The 18,695-nt window shown below is 70.5% G+C and carries 18 protein-coding genes; 7 read left to right on the top strand and 11 right to left on the bottom strand.

Features of this window, described 5'->3' with window-relative positions:
- Positions 1 to 233 precede the first annotated feature (233 nt).
- The 3 genes from ACP4J0_RS14745 to ACP4J0_RS14735 all read right to left on the bottom strand — a co-directional run bounded on the left by ACP4J0_RS14745 (position 234) and on the right by ACP4J0_RS14735 (position 4,000).
- Positions 234 to 1,148, bottom strand: a complete 915-nt coding sequence (locus tag ACP4J0_RS14745; RefSeq protein ID WP_426599119.1) for a YceI family protein — start codon at positions 1,146 to 1,148, stop codon at positions 234 to 236.
- A 787-nt stretch (positions 1,149 to 1,935) separates the two neighbouring features.
- Complete coding sequence (locus ACP4J0_RS14740) at positions 1,936 to 2,802, bottom strand: GNAT family N-acetyltransferase (protein WP_426599118.1); 867 nt, start codon at positions 2,800 to 2,802, stop codon at positions 1,936 to 1,938.
- A 340-nt stretch (positions 2,803 to 3,142) separates the two neighbouring features.
- Complete coding sequence (locus ACP4J0_RS14735) at positions 3,143 to 4,000, bottom strand: endonuclease/exonuclease/phosphatase family protein (RefSeq protein WP_426599117.1); 858 nt, start codon at positions 3,998 to 4,000, stop codon at positions 3,143 to 3,145.
- Positions 4,001 to 4,344: 344 nt separating this feature from the next.
- Here ACP4J0_RS14735 and ACP4J0_RS14730 point away from each other — a divergent pair, with 344 nt between their 5' ends.
- Positions 4,345 to 5,163, top strand: coding sequence for a siderophore-interacting protein (locus tag ACP4J0_RS14730; protein ID WP_426599116.1), 819 nt, complete (start codon positions 4,345 to 4,347; stop codon positions 5,161 to 5,163).
- Between the two features lie 134 nt (positions 5,164 to 5,297).
- Here ACP4J0_RS14730 and ACP4J0_RS14725 read toward each other — a convergent pair whose 3' ends face one another.
- The 3 genes from ACP4J0_RS14725 to ACP4J0_RS14715 form a co-directional block, all read right to left on the bottom strand.
- The gene (locus ACP4J0_RS14725; RefSeq protein WP_426599115.1) at positions 5,298 to 5,690 is read right to left on the bottom strand and encodes a VOC family protein; all 393 of its coding nucleotides are present in this window, start codon (positions 5,688 to 5,690) and stop codon (positions 5,298 to 5,300) included.
- Positions 5,687 to 5,989 (bottom strand): ArsR/SmtB family transcription factor, encoded by a 303-nt coding sequence (locus ACP4J0_RS14720; RefSeq protein WP_426526741.1) that lies wholly within the window; start codon positions 5,987 to 5,989, stop codon positions 5,687 to 5,689. The genes ACP4J0_RS14725 and ACP4J0_RS14720 overlap by 4 nt, the downstream gene beginning before the upstream one ends.
- 138 nt (positions 5,990 to 6,127) lie before the next feature.
- Positions 6,128 to 7,960, bottom strand: a complete 1,833-nt coding sequence (locus ACP4J0_RS14715; protein ID WP_426599114.1) for an AMP-binding protein — start codon at positions 7,958 to 7,960, stop codon at positions 6,128 to 6,130.
- A 346-nt stretch (positions 7,961 to 8,306) separates the two neighbouring features.
- Between ACP4J0_RS14715 and ACP4J0_RS14710 the strand changes: the two genes are divergently transcribed.
- Together ACP4J0_RS14710 and ACP4J0_RS14705 are read left to right on the top strand one after the other, a co-directional pair.
- Positions 8,307 to 9,149 carry an alpha/beta fold hydrolase gene (locus tag ACP4J0_RS14710; protein WP_426599113.1) on the top strand — a complete coding sequence of 281 codons (843 nt, stop codon included), beginning with the start codon at positions 8,307 to 8,309 and terminating at the stop codon, positions 9,147 to 9,149.
- A gap of 1 nt (position 9,150) precedes the next feature.
- Positions 9,151 to 10,410, top strand: a complete 1,260-nt coding sequence (locus tag ACP4J0_RS14705) for a hypothetical protein (RefSeq protein ID WP_426599112.1) — start codon at positions 9,151 to 9,153, stop codon at positions 10,408 to 10,410.
- 98 nt (positions 10,411 to 10,508) lie between these two features.
- Here ACP4J0_RS14705 and ACP4J0_RS14700 read toward each other — a convergent pair whose 3' ends face one another.
- The 5 genes from ACP4J0_RS14700 to ACP4J0_RS14680 form a co-directional block, all read right to left on the bottom strand.
- On the bottom strand, positions 10,509 to 10,841 hold the full coding sequence (locus ACP4J0_RS14700) for a putative quinol monooxygenase (protein WP_426599111.1): 333 nt from the start codon (positions 10,839 to 10,841) through the stop codon (positions 10,509 to 10,511).
- Between the two features lie 489 nt (positions 10,842 to 11,330).
- On the bottom strand, positions 11,331 to 12,344 hold the full coding sequence (locus tag ACP4J0_RS14695) for a DUF2891 domain-containing protein (protein WP_426599110.1): 1,014 nt from the start codon (positions 12,342 to 12,344) through the stop codon (positions 11,331 to 11,333).
- Positions 12,344 to 12,994, bottom strand: a complete 651-nt coding sequence (gene pcp / locus ACP4J0_RS14690) for a pyroglutamyl-peptidase I (protein WP_426599109.1) — start codon at positions 12,992 to 12,994, stop codon at positions 12,344 to 12,346. Before pcp ends, ACP4J0_RS14695 begins: the two co-directional genes overlap by 1 nt.
- 52 nt (positions 12,995 to 13,046) lie before the next feature.
- Entirely contained in the window at positions 13,047 to 14,021 is a 975-nt protein-coding gene (locus ACP4J0_RS14685) for a DUF979 domain-containing protein (protein WP_426599108.1), read from the bottom strand.
- Positions 14,018 to 14,737, bottom strand: coding sequence for a DUF969 domain-containing protein (locus ACP4J0_RS14680; protein WP_426599107.1), 720 nt, complete (start codon positions 14,735 to 14,737; stop codon positions 14,018 to 14,020). Before ACP4J0_RS14680 ends, ACP4J0_RS14685 begins: the two co-directional genes overlap by 4 nt.
- Before the next feature lie 216 nt (positions 14,738 to 14,953).
- On the opposite strand from ACP4J0_RS14680, the gene ACP4J0_RS14675 reads away from it, so the two are divergent.
- The 4 genes from ACP4J0_RS14675 to ACP4J0_RS14660 all read left to right on the top strand — a co-directional run bounded on the left by ACP4J0_RS14675 (position 14,954) and on the right by ACP4J0_RS14660 (position 18,691).
- The gene (locus ACP4J0_RS14675; protein ID WP_426599106.1) at positions 14,954 to 15,706 is read left to right on the top strand and encodes a LamB/YcsF family protein; all 753 of its coding nucleotides are present in this window, start codon (positions 14,954 to 14,956) and stop codon (positions 15,704 to 15,706) included.
- Entirely contained in the window at positions 15,703 to 16,362 is a 660-nt protein-coding gene (locus ACP4J0_RS14670) for a 5-oxoprolinase subunit B family protein (protein ID WP_426599105.1), read from the top strand. The genes ACP4J0_RS14675 and ACP4J0_RS14670 overlap by 4 nt, the downstream gene beginning before the upstream one ends.
- On the top strand, positions 16,359 to 17,216 hold the full coding sequence (locus tag ACP4J0_RS14665; protein ID WP_426599104.1) for a biotin-dependent carboxyltransferase family protein: 858 nt from the start codon (positions 16,359 to 16,361) through the stop codon (positions 17,214 to 17,216). The genes ACP4J0_RS14670 and ACP4J0_RS14665 overlap by 4 nt, the downstream gene beginning before the upstream one ends.
- 239 nt (positions 17,217 to 17,455) lie before the next feature.
- Positions 17,456 to 18,691, top strand: a complete 1,236-nt coding sequence (locus ACP4J0_RS14660) for an AAA family ATPase (RefSeq protein ID WP_426599103.1) — start codon at positions 17,456 to 17,458, stop codon at positions 18,689 to 18,691.
- Positions 18,692 to 18,695: the final 4 nt, after the last annotated feature.

Raw genomic sequence — 18,695 nt, 5'->3', positions numbered from 1 at the left:
CGTGAGCCCTTTCCCATCTGATTGCTCCGTGCTGTCACGGTGTCGCCGGGCAGGCCTAACAAGACGGGTGGCCTCGTCCGGGTGCTTCCATGCGGTCGACTGCAAAGCTGCACAAGATCAACACGATGTGGGGGGTGCGCTGCCGGATGACGCCCGATCCGCACCCTCGACGCCGGGAAGGCGCCTGGTGTGGGCCGCGGCCCACGCCAGGCGCGTCTCCCCTTTTCCAGTGGCTAGTCCGGCGGCGTAGGCGTGTCGTGGGTGCGGTACATCGCCTGTACGTCCAGTTCCAGTTGGACGGTCGGACCGACGACTGCGATACCTCGGGCCAGCATGGAGCGCCAGTTGAGGGTGAAGTCCTCCCGGTGGAGTTCCGCCTTCGCGAGGGCCGCGCAGCGCAGCTCCTGGTCGTAACCCCCGTTGACCGTCCCGAGATAGGTGGTGTCGAGGCCGACGGACCTGCTGGTGCCGTGCATGGTGAGTGTGCCGTGCAGGGTCCACTTGGAGCCGCCGCGGTGGGAGAACCGGGTACTGGTGAAGTCGATGTACGGGTAGCGTTCGACGTCCAGGAAGTCGGCGGAACGCAGATGGTTGTCACGGGTGTTGTTGCCCGTGGTGATGCTGGCGGCGTCGATGCGCACCGACACGTGCGAGTCGGCCATGTTCGGTGCGACGCGGATACCGCCCTGGAAGCGGGTGAACCGGCCATGGACGTGGGCCATGCCCACATGCTTGGCGATGAACCGGATCGCGGTGTGCGGAGGATCGAACAGCCATGTTCCGGCTGTCGGAAGTTCCAGCCGGCGTGCGGGCTGGAGCTCGACACGTACCGGGGGCAGAGCCACCCCGGCGGCGATGTCGAGATCCTCGCGGGCGGGTGACAGGCTCTCGGCCACGGTCATCACGCTGTAGGCGCCCGGTGGGAGCGTCGCTATGAAGTAGCCGTGAGGGTCCGTGGTGCCACGCGTCACCACCCGGTGGCTGTCCGGCGAGGTCACGGTGACCTCGGCTCCGCCTATGGGCTGCCCCATGGGATCGACGACCTCGAAGCCGAAGGCCCCGGCATCAGGCGGCAGGGGGACCGAGAGGCTCGGTCCGGCACCGGAGGTGCCACGGGAACGCCGACGGCGGAGCAGCCCGAGGGCCATGGAGTTCACCTTTCCTCACATTCGTCACCGTCGCACGACCCGCTCAGCCAACTGCGTTCGCGGTCGCCAAGTTTCATCGACGACAGGAGGGCGGGCGCGGAGACAGCACTTCGTTGACGATCATAAAGCCGGTCGCGTGCGGGTCACTCGCCACCGCGGACGAGCTGTACCGACCCTCCGTCGATGGATGTGGGGTCGCAAATCAGTACATCAACCGGCCATAACGCCACACCTCGACTTCGCTTCTTTGCAGCAATGCCGTGGTGAAGGACACGGAAAGGGACCACTATGTTCACCAGCGATCTGCGGTTTCACCACCGGCCCGACACAGGTGAACGAGCGGCGCTTCCCCTGGCAGGAGGTCAGAAGGTCCAAGGGTCGAGGAGTTCAGGGATCCCGGCGTCGCGGCAGGGGCAGCGGCAGCGGCAGCGGCAGCCAGGCCACGGATCGGTGGTCCACATATCCTGCGGAGACGGCACCGCAGTCGGTCACCGCTCCGGCCCGGCCTCGGACCAGGATGTTCGCGGGGGTGGCGGCCGCAGACGGCGAGCCGTTCCGCCCGGGCACGGCGGGCTTTGACGGCCTACGACGTCGTCTGCGACGCGGCGGGCGTGTCCGGCCGGCCGTCCAGGTACGGCAGTTGAGCCGTCGCCTTCGCAGCGCGTCCGGCGACCCTCCGCCCGTCATCAGAGAGGGCAACGGTTCCGGCTTCGAACGTTGACGCGGAACTCACGCATCGGCAGCCGAAGTCGCGCGACCACTGACGGGGCATCATTGGCGCGGGACACTAGGCTTGCCGGTGTCGGTCCCGTACCTCGTCACGTTGCTGGAAGCCGGCTGACTTGTAGGTGGCGACGGCGCCGACGTTGGAGCTCGGGGTGCAGACGATCGCGCTGGATGAGCCCCGTTCCCGAAGAGCGGCCGCCGCAGCCACGCTGATCGCCTCACCGTAGCCTTGACGGCGGTGTTCCCGGTGTACCCCCATCGGCTCGAGCAGCCCGGGTCTGCCGGGACCGGCCGACCAGACCGTCACCGCCGCCACCGCGTTGCCTCGGTCGTCGTACGCGACGAGACACCGGGCGTCGGCGTACGGCAGGCCGGCCGCCATCGCGTGCCAGTGCTCGTGGGTGAATCCCGACCCGTCGAACGCCGACCGATGGACGGCGGTGAACACGTGCGCCTGCTCCGGTCCGATCACCTCGATCCGCACGGCCGGGTCGTTCACCGGCTTCGTGAGGTCTCGGCGCAGCGGCGTCCACGGCTCGTCGGTGTCCCAGCCCTCCTCGGACAGCAGATCCTGGACCAGGGCGCCCTTCGGGGCCTCGATGTTCGCCTTCCCCTCGGGCAGCACGCCGCGCTCCGGCTCGGTCACGTCTGCGACCAACTGCCACGCCAGTTCCTCGTCCAGCTGAGCGTCTGGCGCGATCGTCAGCCGGAGCAGCCCCGGACCGTCCAGCAGCCCGACGGCGAGGATCTGTCCGCCTCGGCTCCAGGTCCTGACCGCCGCGGCGGTCGCTTCCGCTCCCCACCTCCAGAACCATCCCAGGTCCCCCGGATGCAGTTGCATCGGTGCCCCCTCGTGCTGCCATTCCCGCAGCACGCCCACAGCCTCGCCCAGCCCGTCGACTCCCGGCTCGCTCAACACAGTGACCATGCCCCCGATCAGACACCATCGGGTCGGCGGTCCGCACCCGGTTTCCGAACGGACGGCGTGGACTGCCGGCCGTGTGCGTGGCGCCCTCGCTCACAGGAACCTCGAAGTCACTGCCCGGACGGCCCGCCCGTACCTCACGGTCTGCTCCGGGCAGCGGACCGCCACCTCACGCAGGACCGCCACCTCGGCTTCATCGGACCGCAGGGACCACCGCTTCGAGCGGGCGGTGAAGACGACCGGGCCGGTGACCGCGGCCGGCGGGCCGGCATCGGCCTCATGCGGCCGGAGCGCCGACGGACGGTCGCCGCGCCGTGAACCCGCGACCACCGCATGCTCGCCATCAGGCCAGGTCGGTGTGGACCAGGTGGTGGTCCGAGTACGGGCTGGGTTGCACGCGGTGCTCGAGCGGGGCGAAGCCTCGCAGGAATATGTAGTCGAACTTGCTGTGCCAGTCGGTGGTCGGCTCGCAGGTACCGGCGGGCGAAGGATGACACCGGGGGTCCGTGTCCGTGGCCAGTGCCCATATCCGGTCGAGCTCGGGGGCGTCCGGCACGGCGTTGAAGTCGCCGAGAACGACTGCGCGGTCGTACCGGGCGACATCTGCGGCGAGTACACCGGACTGGTCCGCTCGGACCGCTTCTTGACGTCGGTGGGCGAGGTGGGTGTTGAAGACCCGGACGGACTGCCCGTCCACCAAGGTGGTGACTGCCATGTACCCACGGTCTTCGGACCCGCCGTCGGGATATTCCACGTTGACGCGGTCCGTCATCGGTGCCGCCGAGAGGAGGGCCTGGCCGAAGGCTCCCGGATTCCAGGGCACTCCCCCGCAGCGGCCGCGATGACGGAGCACCGTTCCGTACTCGACGTGGTAGACCAGCCCGTAGAGGCTCTCCAGGTAGTCCCGGATCCTCTCGACGTCGCGCACGCACGCTTCTTGCAGACCGATGACCTGGGGCGCGTACGTGGCGATCTCCGCCGCCCGGTCCACGTTGCTCACCTCGCAGGGGTTGCAGATGTTCCACGTCATGACCCGGTTCGGTACGACGTCCGTGGCGGCGTCTGCGGGCAGGGACCTGACGGAGAGAAATCCGCTGGGCGCACTGGCGCCGACGAGCACCATGCAGGCCAAAGTCATGGCGCCCGCGAGCAACCGCGTGCCCCGTCCGAGCACCGTAGCCTCCTCGATGTGGATCCACATGGCATCTGACGTCTCCGTGCACAAGGTTATGGGACGCGGTTGTCGGCACCACACGCCTCTGCCCGTCTACCGGGTCGGCCCGTCCGGTCACCGCGCGCAGCTACGGGCGATCACCCGGCGGTGGTCGGCCGACGCCGAAGTTCTTCCTCCGAGACGTCCTCCAGACGGGCCAGAAACACCCACATGTGACCCGAAGGATCCCTGAGGACGGCCGTGCGGTCACCATGAAGTCTGTCGGCGGCTGGAGGATCTCGGCGCCGACGGTCTCTGCGCGCGCTGTCAGGCTGTCGAGGGCAGTGGCGCGACGGGTGATGCAACCTTCAACTTAGGTTAGCCTGTCCTGCATGGCGAAGGTCCATCGGCTCATGCCACAGCAGCCCAGGTTGTTCCGCGCCCGCGTCGTGGGCACCGAACGTGTCTCCCCGTCCATGCAGCGTGTAACCGTCACCGGCCCGGATCTTGCCGAGTTTCCATGGCTGGGGTACGACCACTGGTTCCGGCTGTTCCTCCAGCTCCCTCATCAACCCCGTCTCCGCCTCCCGGAGTTCTCTGGCACCCAGTGGTGGCAGCCCTACCTCGCGATTCCCGAGCGTGAACGGCCGCACTGCGCCAACTACTCCGTGGCCGACTTCCGTCGGCAGGCGGCGGAGATGGACATCGACTTCGTCGTACACCGCGGCCCCGGGGGCGACATCGAGGGCAGAGCCGCGATCTGGGCCTGCCGTGCCGCCCCGGGAGACGCGCTCGCCCTGCTCGACCAGGGCATCCTGTTCGACTGCCCGCGCGACGCCTCCGAGGTCACCGTCGTGGCCGACGAGACCGGACTGCCCGCCGCGGCGGGCATTCTCCGCTCGCTGCCCGGCGGGACGGTCGGCCGGCTCATCCAGGAGATCCCCACCGCGGAGGACAGGCGCGCGCTGACCGGTCCGGCCGGAGTGACCGTCTCCTGGGTCGTACGCCAGGACAGCACCTCCGTTCCCGGCGTCGCCGCGCTCCGTGAGCTTCGACGGCTCCCCTCCCCCGACCCGACGGGATACGCCTTCGTGGTCGGGGAGTCGACCCTCGCCACCGAAGGCCGCAGGCATCTGCACCGTGCGGGTCTGCCGAAGGACCGCATCACCTTCTCGGGCTTCTGGAAGCACGAGAAGACGCGGGCCGCCTGACCAGAGCTGCGTGCGAGCAGGTCGACAGGCCGAGGACCTCCGCCGATCAGCCGGCCCGCTCGACACCGGAAACGCATGTCCTCGGCGGGCGCGGTGCAAGCCGGAGCCGGCCCGTCAAGGTCGAGACCAGCCGTCTACTCCGCCTGGGTCGCGATCTGGATGAGGTTGCCGCAGGTGTCGTCGAAGACCGCGGTGGTGACGGGGCCCATCTCCACGGGCTCCTGGGTGAAGCGAACCCCCAGCTCGAGCAGGCGCTCGTATTCCGCCTTCACGTCGTCGACGGCGAACTGGGCGAGCGGGATGCCGTCCCGGACGAGGGTGTCGCGGTAGGTCTTGACGGCCGGGTGACCGGCGGGCTCCAGGAGGAGCTCGGTACCGGCGGGCTCGTCGGGCGAGACGACGGTCAGCCACCGGTCCTTCTCGCCCACCGGCACGTCGTGCTTCTTCACGAAGCCGAGAATGTCGGTGTAGAAGCTCAGGGCTTTGGCCTGGTCGTCGACGAACACGCTGGTCATATTGATCTTCATGGGATGCTCTCTTCCGATCGGTGCGCGTCGGGCACGAGCCAGCGCTCGGTGATCCGCCGCAGCGGGACTGTGTTCAGGTCGTGGAACTTGTACCGACCCTCCCGCCTCGTCTCGACAAGCCCAGCACCCTCCAGCACGGCGAGGTGCTGGGAAACCGCCTGACGCGAGAGACCGAGCTGATGCTTCATGCTCAGTCTCGAGCAGATCTCGAACAGTGTCTGTCCTGATTTCTCCGCGAGCTCGTCGAGGATGGTTCGACGGGTGGGGTCGGCCAGGGCTTTGAAAAGGTCGTCGGCCACAACCACAGGATAGGCAAGCAGTCACTTGCCTATCAAGTCGAGGGCCCTCCACCCAGCTCGACCTGCGCCGCGGCCGCTCGACGACCCCTTCCTCGTGCCGTTCGCGCAGCGCAGCGTCGGCGCCTGGAGCCGGATACGTCAGCCTTCGGTGTGCAATCGAGCCCTGATGTCGTCGCGCAGCCGCGCCTTGTCCGTCTTGCCGACCGCGGTCAACGGAAGTTCCGGCACCTCGATGAGCCGTTCGGGGAGCTTGAACCGGGCCAGTCCGCCGTCCTCCAGATGCGTGCGCATCTCCCGCAGGGACGGCACTGCGTCGTCGCTGCCCACGACGTACAGGCAGACGGCTTCCCCCAGCACACGGTGCGGCATCGCGACAGCCGCGGCGGCCCGTACACCCGGGTGCGCCAGTACCAGCGCTTCCAGTTCGTCTGCCGGAATCTTCTCTCCGCCGCGATTGATCACGTCTTTCACACGCCCGGCGACGACGAAGTTCCCGGACTCGTGACGCCGAACGAGGTCGCCGGTGCGGTAGAAGCCGTCGGGGGTGAACGACGCGGCTGCCACGCTCCCGTGGTACTCCGTGATGACTCCCGGGCCCCTGACCAGGAGTTCACCGATTTCTCCATCGGTGACCCGTCGCCCCTCGCCGTCCACTACGAGGGTTTCGTCGCCCGGCGAGGAGGGGCGCCCCTGTGTCGTGAACGCCACCTCGGGCGGGTCTTCGAGCCGGGTGAAGTTCAGCTGGCCCTCGCTCATGCCGTACACCTGCTGGATCCGGCAGCCGAAAGCCTCGGCCAGTCGGGTGGCCGTGGATTCGTCCAGGCGCGCCCCGCCGATCTGCAGGACCTGCAGACTCGACAGGTCGTGGCTGCCGAGGGCGGCACTCGCGGTGAGCCACTGCCGGGCGAGCGCGGGAGTGAGCGCGCAGTGTGTGACGCGTTCTCGCTCGATCAGCGCCATGGCCACGGCGGCGTCCTCCGGTGCGGCGAGTACCACCTTTCCGCCGCCGGCGAGGGTGCCGAGGATCCCTGGGCCGGAGAAGGCGAACGCGTGTGTCACGGGCAGGACGGCGAGGAACACCGAATGCGGTGTGAGTCCGGAGACCGCCGCCGAGGTGCGGATCACGTGTCCGAGCGCCTCGTGGGTGCGGGCGATGGGTTTGGGCGCGCCCGTGGTCCCGCTCGAGAGCAGGAAGAGAGCGGTGTCCGAGGGATGCCGAACCACGTCCTCGGGAGCCGGAGGGCCGGCCTCGATGAGCTCGTCGATGCTCACACGGCCACCCGCCGACCCGGTGATCCCCGAGACGAGCAGGGTCCGTACGGACGGATGCCGCTCGCGGAGCTTCTCGGCGAGCCGCAGGTGGTCGAAGCGCTGGTGCCGGGCCGGCACGGCCAGCACGGTCGGCGTCAACGCGGTGAGCACCGACTCGAGTTCGTGTTCGCGCAGGGCGGGGAGGACGAGAGCCGGGCGTGCGCCGAGCCTGATCAGCGCGAGTACGAGGATGACGATCTGCACCTGGTTCGGTAGTTGCACGATCACGGTCTCGCCGGGCCGGACGCCGGTGTGCGCCAACCTGGCAGCGCAGCCGGACACCGCCGCTTCGAGCTCGGTTCTGGTGAAGGTGCGGTCTGCGCCGACCAGCGCCACACGGTGACCCGCGTGCACACGGGTGCTCACCGCGAGGTCGTCGAGGAACTCCGGGCGCCACCAGCCGCGGTCCCGGTACTCCCGGTGAGCCCCTGCGCCAGGCAGGCGTTCGCCGACGATGTCGGCGAGTTGCCGCACGGTGTAGTCGTGCTCGGTCCAGAGATCGACGCGTGTGGCGAACCGATCGGCCAGCTCCACCTGGATCTGCGTGAGATCTACGGAGTCGAGCGCGAGATGTGTACGCAGCTGTGCGTCGTCACGCAGCAGTTCTTCCTCGATTCCGAGGTCACGGAGGATCTTTCGCACTTCTTCGATGCCCGCCACCCGGGCCTCCTTGCCTCGAGACACATCGCAACGACTGGTCATCACCCGCTGCCCACTGCCGTATTCACAGGCAGAGGCGGTCACGCTCGCACTGGTCGTGTGCCGGTGTTCAGGGCGGGCGCGTGTGTCCGCGGTCCGTTGTCGGCCATGGGACCTCCTTCGAGGCGGGCGCCATGGTGGGTATGCCCGGGGCGGGTTGCGACAAGACCGGCGCGCGGGAGCAGTGAGAAGCGCATGTGACCGCGGAGTGTGATGAGTTGGGCCCTGCGGGCTCCCGCACGCCCTGCACTGTCCGTGGTTGATGTGACACGCTGTGTTGTCACACAGGCTGTGCTATTGGAGCGTGATGAACCCACTGAACAGCGGGACGCTCGCGGTGCCGGGCGCGAAGATCTATTACGAAGTGCGGGGCGCGGGGCCCTTTCTGCTGCTCATCGGAGGAGGTAACTCCGATGCGGCCGTGTACAAGCGCCTGGCTTCCGTCCTGGCCGCGGACCATCGTGTCGTCACCTATGACCCGCGCGGGAATTCACGCAGCGCGCTCGACGGCGACCCGGTGGACCAGAGTGTCGAGGAGCACGCCGACGACGCGTACCGGCTGATCCGGCACCTCGCCGGTCCGGACGAGCGCGTGTGCGTCTTCGGAAGCTGCTCGGGCGGACTCATAGCCCTGGAACTCACGATCCGCCACCCGGACAGGATCCGGTTGACCGTCGCCCACGAACCGCCTGTTCTGAGCGTTCTTCCCGACGCCGGCCGGCACTTGGCGCTCCTCGACGACGTCTGCCGGACGTATCGCCGGGAGGGCATGGCACCGGCGCTGGTCAAACTGCAGGCCCTCCACGGTGGCCGGCCCGCGCCGGCCCTGCCGGAGGTGCACAACAACACCGACTTCTTCCTGACCCACTTCGTCCGGCCCTTCACGCGTTTCGTGCCCGATCCGGCGGCACTCGAAGGCGTGGCGCACAAGGTGGTGTGGGCCGGTGGGCATGCCTCACGGGGGGACCTCGTGCACCGCCCCGCCCTCGTCCTCGCCGAGCGGCTCGGCCGCGAACTGGAGCTGTTCCCCGGCGGGCACGTCGGCTACGCCAGATATCCGGCCGACTTCGCCGAGCGGCTCGTCGAGGTTCTCACCGCCGCTGCCGGCGGGGCGGACTGTCCGCAGGGGACCACCGGCGGAAGGCTGTGACGTGCGGATCGTGATGGGGGCGCAGAACTGCGGCTTCGGTCCGGCATCCGAGCTCGTCGCGGTTTCCCGGCAGCTTCCCGGGCACGAGCGGGTGTTCGTCGGCGACGGCGTCGCCGCCGTCTTCGCCCGGCGCAACCCCGATGCTTTCGACTACGTGTACGACACCAGCGGAATGCCGGAGCAGGCCGGGGCGGCGGTGATCGAGGATCTGCTGCGAGGCTGCGATCACGTGGTCTCCGTCATGGACGCCGAGTTGGTGTTCCGGTCGGTCGTGGCGCGGCGGCCGGTGACCATGGTGGACTCCCTGTTCAGTTTCTGGCGGCTCGCACACTCGCCGGCCGGAATCCACGGACTCTGCCGTTCCATGCCACGTTCCTGCTACAGGTCCGCCGACCGCCATCTGACACGCCTTTCACCACACGAGCGGGTTGTCGCGGCTCACCTGCTCGCCACGCACAGCGTCGTACAGAACTTCCCCGGCGTTGCCGAGCGCGCAGCCGAGCTCGGCGCTCTGGCCACCGGTCCCGAGATACACCGGACCGGACCGATCATCGACGTCGAAGGGCTCCGGAACGTCGTACGCACCACCGAGCCGGCGTACGACCTGCTGATCAACGTCGGTGGGTTCAAGAACTTCTTCCTGGACTTCGACGTGAACAACGACTACTTGCTCCTGCTGCGCCGGTGGATTCCGGACCTGCTGCGTGACTGGCCGCGCTTCCGCCGTGTCCTTGTCTGCGGCGGCCCGTTCGGCAGGGGTCGGGAGCGGACCGTCACGGTGATGGGCAGACAGGCCGACTGCTGTTTCCTGCGCCAGCGGGAGCTGCTCCAGGTCACGGCGAGTACCGCGGACTGCCTGTTGGCTCCCGGGCTCACGGCGCTCCACGAAACGATCGCCCTGGGGCGGTTGCCCCTGGCGATCCACGAGCAGCACTACGCCCATGTCTTCACCATGCGAGCGCTGCACGGCACGCTGTTCGGCCGTAGCGGCGGCCGGTTCGCGGACGTGGTGCCGTCTCACGCGTTGCCGGAGGACGACTTCGCCGGGACTGTGGCCCTCGTCGAGCTGGCAGGCCGTATCCGGGAAGACGACGGGCTCTACGCGAGGTATCGGCGAACTTTCAACGAACGTATCGAGCAGTACGTCTCGCTCGCCGCACCTCGGCGCCGGCAGGGCGTCGAGGAGCTCGGCGGGCTGCTCGAAGGTGAGCCGGTCGGCTCGGTCCTGACCCGCACCCTGAACACCTCGCACGCCGCGTAGCTCACGGCGCCCCTTGGTCCAGGTGTCCTTTCCGAGGCGGCTACCGGCTGTGGGCCTCCGTTCGCGGGAGGCCCGCAGACCGGTGCGCCGGCGCCTGCTCAGCCCTCGTCCGGGACCGCCATCTCGCCGAGGAGGGACCAGTCCTCCTGCGGGACCGTCGCGTTGACGATCCGCGGCGTTTCCACCAGGTGGGGTGGCAGCGTCCTACGGGCCTCGGCGAAGTGGTCGGAACCGACGTGCGCGGCGCCGGCCTCGTCGTCACGGAACGCCTCGACCAGCACGTATTCGGTCGGGTCGTCGACGCTGCGGGACCAGTCGAACCACAGGCACCCGGGCTCGCCGCGGGTCGCCTCGGTGAAGGCACGGGTGATGTCGGGCCACGCGTCGGCGTGCTCGGGCCGGACGCGGAACCTTGCGGTGATGAAGATCATGGAGAGCCTTTCGGGCGTTCAGGGGATGGCCGGTCCGACACTCAGGGAACGGGATCGCGCCCTCGGACGCGTCCTGCCTCGAGGTCGTCCACGGCCTCCTGGTAGCGGTCCAGGGGTGGGGGTGGTGAGCAGCCGGACCTTGCCCTGACTGCCGGCACCACGAGTTCGCACAGCTCGCTGTGGGAGCCGACGAGGCTGCCGATGAAGTTGATCGGGGGATGTTGTCGATGGCGGATACGTCGCTCTTCTCGCCGTAACCGACCACATGGTAATCGCCGACACGGCCCAGCTTGCGCACGCCTCCCGGGCGTCGCGGCCCTCACCCGCGAAGTCGGTCACCGCTTCGGCCCCGCGCCCGCCTGTCGGGGCGAGGGCTCCGCCGCGGCGACCGGCCTCACCCGGTGCGGCGACCGGGTCGACGCGAACGCCCGGGTGGCGTCTTGGGCGGTCGTGCCCACCGTGTGCCCGCCGTCGCCGGTGACCACCTGTTCAGCCACAGGCAACAGGGTCGAGTGCCAGCGCGGCGAACGTGGCCAGCCAGTGGTCGGTGGTGAAGTCACCGCGTTCCACGGCCGGCAGGCCCGCCGCGAGGTGCGCGTCGGCCGCCTCGCCCAGGCGGGTGCGGGCCGGTCCGTCCGGCAGGGCGTCCGCGAGGGAGCGCAGCGCGGCCGCCCTGCTGAGGGTCAGGCCGAGCAGATGGCCGATCTGCGGGTCGGCGTGGTCGGAGACGACCGGTACGTCCAGCAGGGGGCAGGGGGCACCGGAGCGCAGCGCGGGCAGGAAGCGGTCGAGCCACGCCGCGAACGTCTCCCTCGGGAGCACCCGGCGCATGGCGTCGGCCTCGCTCAGTGCCGGGGACAGGAAGTCCTGCCCGGACGGTTCCCAGTGTGCGGGTGCGTCGTGGTCGTCGGCGAACCAGGTGAGAAGGCGCTCGCGCACGGCGCGGTCGGTCGCGGCCGACAGTTGTCCCGAGTCGAGGGCGAGGCTCAGCGCGAAGGCGCTGTTGGGGTGGTTGCCGTGGCGTACGGGATAGGTGGCCTTGGGCAGCCAGTCGGTCAGCAGCCCGTCGACGGCGGCGACGGCCGGCTCCAGCGCGACGGCCCAGCGGGCGCCGGCCTCACCCGGCAGCGCCCGGCACTCGGCGGCGAGCGCGAGCAGCCACGCCCAGCCGTAGGGCCGCTCGAAGGAGGGCCGGTCGCGGAGGTAGGCGGCTTCGACGGCCAGGTTGCCGGGAGTGAGGTGCCGGTCGAGTACGGCGACGGCCTGCTCGGTGTCCGGCAGTGCGGGCGTCCCGCCGTGGCGGCGCAGCAGGCGGACGAGCAGCCAGTGCATGTGGACCGAGGAGTGCCAGTCGTAGGCGCCGTAGAAGGCCGGGTGCAGTGAGCGGGGGGCGAGGTGCTCGTCGGGAGAGGTGATCAGGTGGGCGGGGAAGTTGGGGTACTCGCGGGTGATGTTGGCGAGGGCGAGCCCGGCGAAGGGGGCCGCGTAGGCGCTGAGCGGCATCAGTGGGTGGCTCCTTCCGTGACCTTGAGGTCCCGCTCGGCCGGGGTGCGGGCGGCGGTGACCAGCAGGGCGCGCAGGCCGTGGGCGACGTTGGCGGGCGGCAGGGACGGCGCGGTGCCGTCGGTGACCTGTTCCGGCGCCCAGGGCACGTGCACGAAACCGCCTCTGACGTGCGGGAACTCGGTGGCGATGAGGTGGCCGAGGCCGTAGGCCACGTGGTTGCAGACGAAGGTGCCGGCCGTGTTGGAGACGGCGGCCGGGACGCCGGCCTCGCGCATCGCGGCGACGCACGCCTTGATGGGGAGGGTGGAGAAGTAGGCGGCGGGGCCGCCCTGGACGACCGGTTCGTCGATGGGCTGCCGGCCGGCGTTGTCGGGGATGCGCGCGTCGTCGGCGTTGATGCCGAGGCGTTCGACGGTGACGCCGGGGCGTCCGCCCGCCTGGCCCAGGCAGAGCACCAGGTCGGGGGTGTGGGCGTGGACGGCGTCGCGCAGGACGTCGAGGGACTTCCCGAAGACGCAGGGCAGTTCGGCGGCGGTGACGTCGAGTCCGGCGGGCGGTTCGGCGGCCACCAGGGAGGCCGCCTGCCAGGAGGGGTTCACGCGCTCGCCGCCGAAGGGGGCGAAGCCGGTGATGAGGACGCGGGTCATGGGCATTCCTTGCGGGTGGGGCGGGCGCCGGCCGGAACCGGGAGCCGGGGGCTCAGAAGGCGAAGAGCGCCATGATGACGGTGCAGCAGCCGAGCAGCGCGATGCCCGTCGGCAGCTGTGCCTTGATCGGCCCGTACTGGTCCTTGAGCTCGAGCAGGGTGGCCGGGACGATGTTGAAGTTGGCTGCCATCGGGGTGCACAGCGTGCCGGCGAAACCGGCCAGCATGCCGATCGCGAGGACGGCGGGCTCGTTGCCGTGCATCTGCTGGATGAGGATGGGCCAGCCGATCGCCGCGGTCATCACGGGGAACGCGGCGAAGGCGTTGCCCATGATCACGGTGAACAGGAACATGCCGACGCAGTACGCGATCACCGCGAGGTACTTGGAATCCTCCGGCAGGACGTCGTTGACGATCTTGCCGACCTGGTCGCCCACGCCCGCGGCGGCGAAGATCGAGCCGAGCACGGCCAGGAGCTGGGGCAGCAGCAGGGCGGAGCCCATCGCCTCCAGCATGGAGCGGCCGGAGTGGAGCGGGACGGTCACCTTCTTCTCGCCGGTGATCAGCATGCCGACGACGAGCGCGGCGACGCATCCGAGGCCGAGCCCGAGGAGTGTGGCCTTGCCCGATTCGAACAGGCCGGACTCGTCCAGCACGGAGGCGCAGACGATGGCGACGAGCGGGATGGTCAGCGCGGGGACGAAGATCTTGTTGCCGAGCCGGGCGGCGGACGCCTCGCGCTGCTCGCCGGTGGTGGTGACCGGGACGCCCTTGCCGAGGAAGTTGAACCCGGCGAGCACGATCAGGGTCAGGACGGCGACGCCGAGCGGTTCGGCGGGCAGGGTCCAGCCGCCGTTGCCGGCCGTGGCGTTGGCGACGCCGGTGCCGTAGGGGAAGGTGAGCCCGAGCAGGCCCCAGAACGCGGCGGACGTCCAGCGCTTGGGATTGCTGCGGTCGGTGGCCATCTGGACGGCCATGACGACGAAGACGAGGCCTATCAGCCAGTACAGCCATTCGACTTTGATCACTTGTCGGCCCCCTCGGGAAGCGGCAGGTCGTGCTCGGCGGCGGCCAGCGCCATCTCGCGCTCCAGCTGCTTGTCCATGAGCAGCAGCCGGGCACCGTGGATGACGAAGGCGCAGACCGCGAGCGGGATCGCCCACAGGGCCAGCTGGGTCGGTTCGATCTCCTGGTGGTACGTGGAGTTCACGAAGCCGGTGATCAGCAGGATGGAGCCGATGGCGATGAAGCAGTCCTCGCCGAAGAAGACGCCCACGGTGTCGGCCGACGCCGAGTAGGAGCGCACCTTCTCGCGCAGCCGGTCGGGCAGCTTGGCCCCCGTGGAGCGTTCGGCGGCGGCCTCGGCCATGGGCGCCACCAGGGGGCGCACGGTCTGCGCCGGGCCGCCGATGCTGTTCAGGCCGAAGGCCGCGGTGACCTGCCGGACCAGCAGGTAGACGGTGAGGAACCGGCCGGCGCTGAGCCTGCCCAGGCGGCCGATGAGGTTGCGGGCCTGTTCGCGCAGGCCGTAGCGCTCGAGCAGCCCGATCACGGGGAGCACGATGGCGTAGACGGTGACCGAGCGGCTGTCGGCGAAGGACCGGCCGAAGGCCGCGAGGACCTCCAGCGGGTCCATCTTGCCGAGCAGTCCGGTGACGATACCGGCGACGCCCACCACGAGGACGGGGTTGCGGCGCGTGACGAATCCGAGGATCACCACGACCACACCGAGGAGAACGATCATTCGGTGGCCTTCTTCAGGCATGAGGGGGCAGGGCACGGATCCGGAGCTTCGGAGCCGCGGCTTCATCGGTCCTCGGACCATAGCTCCAGATACGTGGCAGATGCACGGACACTAGCGATCGTTGAACGATCTAACAAGAGGTGGATTTCGGGTCGCCCGTCACGCACTCTCATCGACCCCTTGTCGGATCGTTCAACAATCGTTTACGTTCAGAGCGTGATCGACCTCAACGCAGACCTCGGTGAAGGCTTCGGCCGCTGGACCCTCACCGACGACGACGCCCTGCTCTCCGTCGTCACCAGCGCCAACGTCGCCTGCGGTTTCCACGCGGGCGACCCCTCGGTGATGCGCCGCGTCTGCGACCTCGCCGCCGAGCGCGGGGTGCGGATCGGCGCCCAGGTGTCCTACCGCGACCTGGCCGGGTTCGGACGGCGTGCCATGGACGTGCCCGCCGACGAACTGGCGGCCGAGGTGGCTTACCAGATCGGCGCGCTCAGGGTGTTCGCCCAGGCCGCCGGGGCCGACGTGGCCTACGTGAAGCCGCACGGCGCGCTCTACAACCGCACCGTCCACGACGCCGAGCAGGCCGGTGCCGTCGTGGCCGGGGTACGGCTCGCGGGCGGGGCACTGCCCGTGCTCGGCCTCCCCGGCTCACGGCTGCTCGCCGCCGCCGGGGAGGCGGGACTCGCCGGCGTACCCGAGGCCTTCGCGGACCGCGCCTACACCGCGCGGGGCACACTCGTCCCCCGCCGGGAGCCGAACTCCGTGGTCACGGACGAGGAGGCGGTGGTACGGCGCGCGCTGGCGTTCGCTGTGCGAGGGGCGGTCGAGGCCGTGGACGGAACGACCGTCGCGGTCGCCGCCCGGTCCCTGTGCGTGCACGGCGACACCCCGAACGCGGCCAGGATCGCGGTACGGGTGCGCGAGGCGCTGGAGACGTCGGGGGTCGGGATCGGGGCGTTCGCATGACGGGGAGCCGCTCCCTCACGGCGCGTCCCGCCGGTCGCCGCGCACTGCTCGTCGAACTGCCCGACGCCGAACGCACCGCGGCCTTCCACGCCGAAGTGCTGCGCCGGCGCGCCGCCGGGATCCTGCCGCCCGTGGAGGAGATCGTGCCCGGGGCGCGGACCGTCCTGCTGGACGGCGTGCCGGACCCGGAGGCGCTGGCCCGCGGGATCGCCGGCTGGGAGGTGCCGCCGGCCGCCGACGACGACGGGGACGTCGTGGAGATCGCCGTGCGCTACGACGGGCCGGACCTGGCCGACGTCGCGGCGCTGTGGGGGGTCGCCCCCGAGGAGGTCGCCGCGCGCCACGCTTCCCGCACCTACCGCGTCGCGTTCTGCGGTTTCGCGCCGGGCTTCGCCTACCTCACCGGGCTTCCCGCGGAGCTGCACGTGCCCCGCAGGGCCACCCCCAGGACCCGGGTTCCGGCCGGCGCGGTCGCACTCGCCGGCCCCTACAGCGCCGTCTACCCACGTTCCACGCCGGGAGGCTGGCAGTTGATCGGCACCATGCCGGACCCGGGACCGCTGTGGGACCCCGCCCGGGACCGGGCGGCGCTCCTCGCCCCGGGGACCCGTGTGCGCTTCACCACGGCGACCGCCGCCTCGGAGGCCACGGGATGACGGCCAAGCTCACCACGGTGCGCTCCGGCGCGCTCACCACGGTGCAGGACGCGGGCCGGCGCGGCCATGCCCACCTGGGAGTGCCCCGCTCGGGCGCCCTGGACGCCCCCGCGATGCGGCTCGCCAACCGGCTGCTGGGCAACGACCCGGGCGCCGCCGTACTGGAAACCACCCTGACCGGGTGCGCCCTCCAGCCCGACCGCGCCGTCACCGCCGTGGTCGGCGGTGCGCACTGCCCGGTCACCGTGGACGGGCGGCCCGCGGCCTGGGGGGCTCCGGTGCGGGTGCCGGCGGGCGCGGTCCTGAACGTGGGGACGGCGACCGCGGGCGTGCGCTCGTACGTGGCGGTGCGAGGGGGCATCGTCACCGACCCCGTCCTGGGCAGCCGCTCGACGGACCTGCTCTCGGGCCTGGGCCCGGCACCCCTGCGGGACGGGGACGTCGTGCCGGTGGGTGTTCCGGCACGGCCGATGGCACTGCCCGTCGCCGCCCCGTGGCCCGGGCCGCCCACCGAACTGGTCCTGCCGGTGCGCCTGGGTCCGCGCGCCGACTGGTTCACCCCGGCCGCCCTGCGCACCCTCGCCTCGGCCACCTACCACGTCTCCCCGCACAGCAACCGGATCGGGCTGCGCACCGAGGGGCCGCCGCTCGAGCGGGCGTCGACCGGCGAACTGCCCAGTGAGGGCATGGTGCTGGGCGCCGTGCAGGTTCCGCCGGACGGACGCCCCGTGATCTTCCTGCACGACCACCCGACGACAGGGGGCTACCCGGTCGTCGCGGTCGTCGCGGAACCCGCCCTCGCGGCGGCGGCCCAGGCCGTGGTCGGGACGCCGGTGCGCTTCACGCTCGGCTGAGGACCGTTCACGAGGTTCACGAGGCCGAGGGCCGCACACGCGGCCGAAGCGACGTCGGTGACGTCCTGGCCGGTCCGGCCGACCGCCCGGCTCGACCGTGCCCAGGAGGCTGCCCCGCACCCATGACGCCGTCCCCGGTGCGCTGAGGCCCGGGTGGCTTCGACCGCCGGGACGGGCAATGCCGCGGGATAGGCTGCGTCTCACCAGCCCAGCCGGACGCCAGAGGCAAGGAGTTGGCCATGGGGCCGCAGGACGCACAGGGAGCACAGGTCTCGCAGGGGGCACAGCTCTCGCAGGACACGGCTGAACGGCTGCGAGCGATCAGCGACGAGCTGTCGGACCGCTTCTACGAGCGGGCAGACGTGGTGCGGACGCTGGTGGTGACCCTGCTGGCCGGTCAGCACTCGCTGGTACTCGGCCCGCCCGGTACGGCGAAGTCCGAGATGGCCCGGGAACTCACGGGCAGGATCGAGGGGGCGTCCTACTGGGAGATCCTCCTGTCGAAGTTCACCGCGCCGACGAAGATGTTCGGTCCCATCGACGTGGCCGCGCTGGCCCGGGGCGAGTACCGGCAGGTCTACGACGGCCGTGCCACGACGGCGCACGTCGCGTTCATCGACGAGATCTTCAAGTGCTCGACGGCGGCCCTGAACGAGACGCTGGGCTACCTCAACGAACGGATCTACCACCCGGAGAGCGGTGGCGAACCGATCCGCTGCCCGCTGATAGGCGCCATCACGGCGAGCAACGAACTGCCGAGCGGAGAGGACTCCGCCGCGATCTACGACCGGCTGCTCGTGCGGATCGAGGTCAAGTACCTGGAGGACCCCTCGAACTTCGCCGCGCTCGTCCGCTCCGCCGTCAGCCGCCCGGCGACGCCGGCACGGACCACGGTCGAGCTGGCCGCGTTGCGGCACGCGGTGACCGAGGCGGTCCCGGCCGTGGCCGTGCCCGACGCGATCGTGGACGCGATCTGTACGCTGCGGGCGGCGCTGCGCCGCAAGGAGCTCGTCGCCTCCGACCGCCGCTGGCGGCAGGCGGTCGGCCTGCTCCAGGCGTCCGCGTACCTCGACGGCCGCCCGACGGTCGCCGAGACCGACCTGTCGGTGCTGACCCACGTGCTGTGGGACTCCCCCGCCGAACGCCCGACCGTCGAACGCGAGGTGCTGCAGCTGGTCAACCCGGACGCCAAGGAGGCGCTCGACCTCGCCGACACCGTCGAGGAGCTGGAGGCCCAGCTCGACGCGATGGCCGGGCAGTCCCGCGAGGCGCTGAGCGAGTGGGTCATCAAGAAGGCCCACAACCAGCTGGCCATGGCGGGCAGGCGGCTGGAGAAGCTCCGCGAGGAGGCGGCGGGCGCCGGTCGCTCCACCGCCACCATCGACCGGGTCACCGGCCGTCAGCGCGCGGTGCGCGCCCGCGTCCTCACCGAGGCCCTCGGCGTGGACGCGAGCATGGTGCAGGCCCAGCCCTGAACAC

The sequence above is a fragment of the Streptomyces sp. WG7 genome (genome assembly GCF_049975785.1).
Classification (GTDB): Bacteria; Actinomycetota; Actinomycetes; order Streptomycetales; family Streptomycetaceae; genus Streptomyces.
Note: the sequence above shows the minus strand (reverse complement) of the source record. Positions and strands in the feature narration are given on the sequence as shown.

What these genes read in the sequence shown, in the direction of transcription:
- ACP4J0_RS14745 (WP_426599119.1), bottom strand. Translation starts at nt 1,148, where the DNA reads ATGGCCCTCGGGCTGCTCCGCCGTCGGCGTTCCCGTGGCACCTCCGGT.
- ACP4J0_RS14740 (WP_426599118.1), bottom strand. Translation starts at nt 2,802, where the DNA reads ATGGTCACTGTGTTGAGCGAGCCGGGAGTCGACGGGCTGGGCGAGGCT.
- ACP4J0_RS14735 (WP_426599117.1), bottom strand. Translation starts at nt 4,000, where the DNA reads ATGTGGATCCACATCGAGGAGGCTACGGTGCTCGGACGGGGCACGCGG.
- ACP4J0_RS14730 (WP_426599116.1), top strand. Translation starts at nt 4,345, where the DNA reads ATGGCGAAGGTCCATCGGCTCATGCCACAGCAGCCCAGGTTGTTCCGC.
- ACP4J0_RS14725 (WP_426599115.1), bottom strand. Translation starts at nt 5,690, where the DNA reads ATGAAGATCAATATGACCAGCGTGTTCGTCGACGACCAGGCCAAAGCC.
- ACP4J0_RS14710 (WP_426599113.1), top strand. Translation starts at nt 8,307, where the DNA reads ATGAACCCACTGAACAGCGGGACGCTCGCGGTGCCGGGCGCGAAGATC.
- ACP4J0_RS14700 (WP_426599111.1), bottom strand. Translation starts at nt 10,841, where the DNA reads ATGATCTTCATCACCGCAAGGTTCCGCGTCCGGCCCGAGCACGCCGAC.
- ACP4J0_RS14695 (WP_426599110.1), bottom strand. Translation starts at nt 12,344, where the DNA reads ATGCCGCTCAGCGCCTACGCGGCCCCCTTCGCCGGGCTCGCCCTCGCC.
- pcp (WP_426599109.1), bottom strand. Translation starts at nt 12,994, where the DNA reads ATGACCCGCGTCCTCATCACCGGCTTCGCCCCCTTCGGCGGCGAGCGC.
- ACP4J0_RS14680 (WP_426599107.1), bottom strand. Translation starts at nt 14,737, where the DNA reads ATGATCGTTCTCCTCGGTGTGGTCGTGGTGATCCTCGGATTCGTCACG.
- ACP4J0_RS14670 (WP_426599105.1), top strand. Translation starts at nt 15,703, where the DNA reads ATGACGGGGAGCCGCTCCCTCACGGCGCGTCCCGCCGGTCGCCGCGCA.
- ACP4J0_RS14665 (WP_426599104.1), top strand. Translation starts at nt 16,359, where the DNA reads ATGACGGCCAAGCTCACCACGGTGCGCTCCGGCGCGCTCACCACGGTG.
- ACP4J0_RS14660 (WP_426599103.1), top strand. Translation starts at nt 17,456, where the DNA reads ATGGGGCCGCAGGACGCACAGGGAGCACAGGTCTCGCAGGGGGCACAG.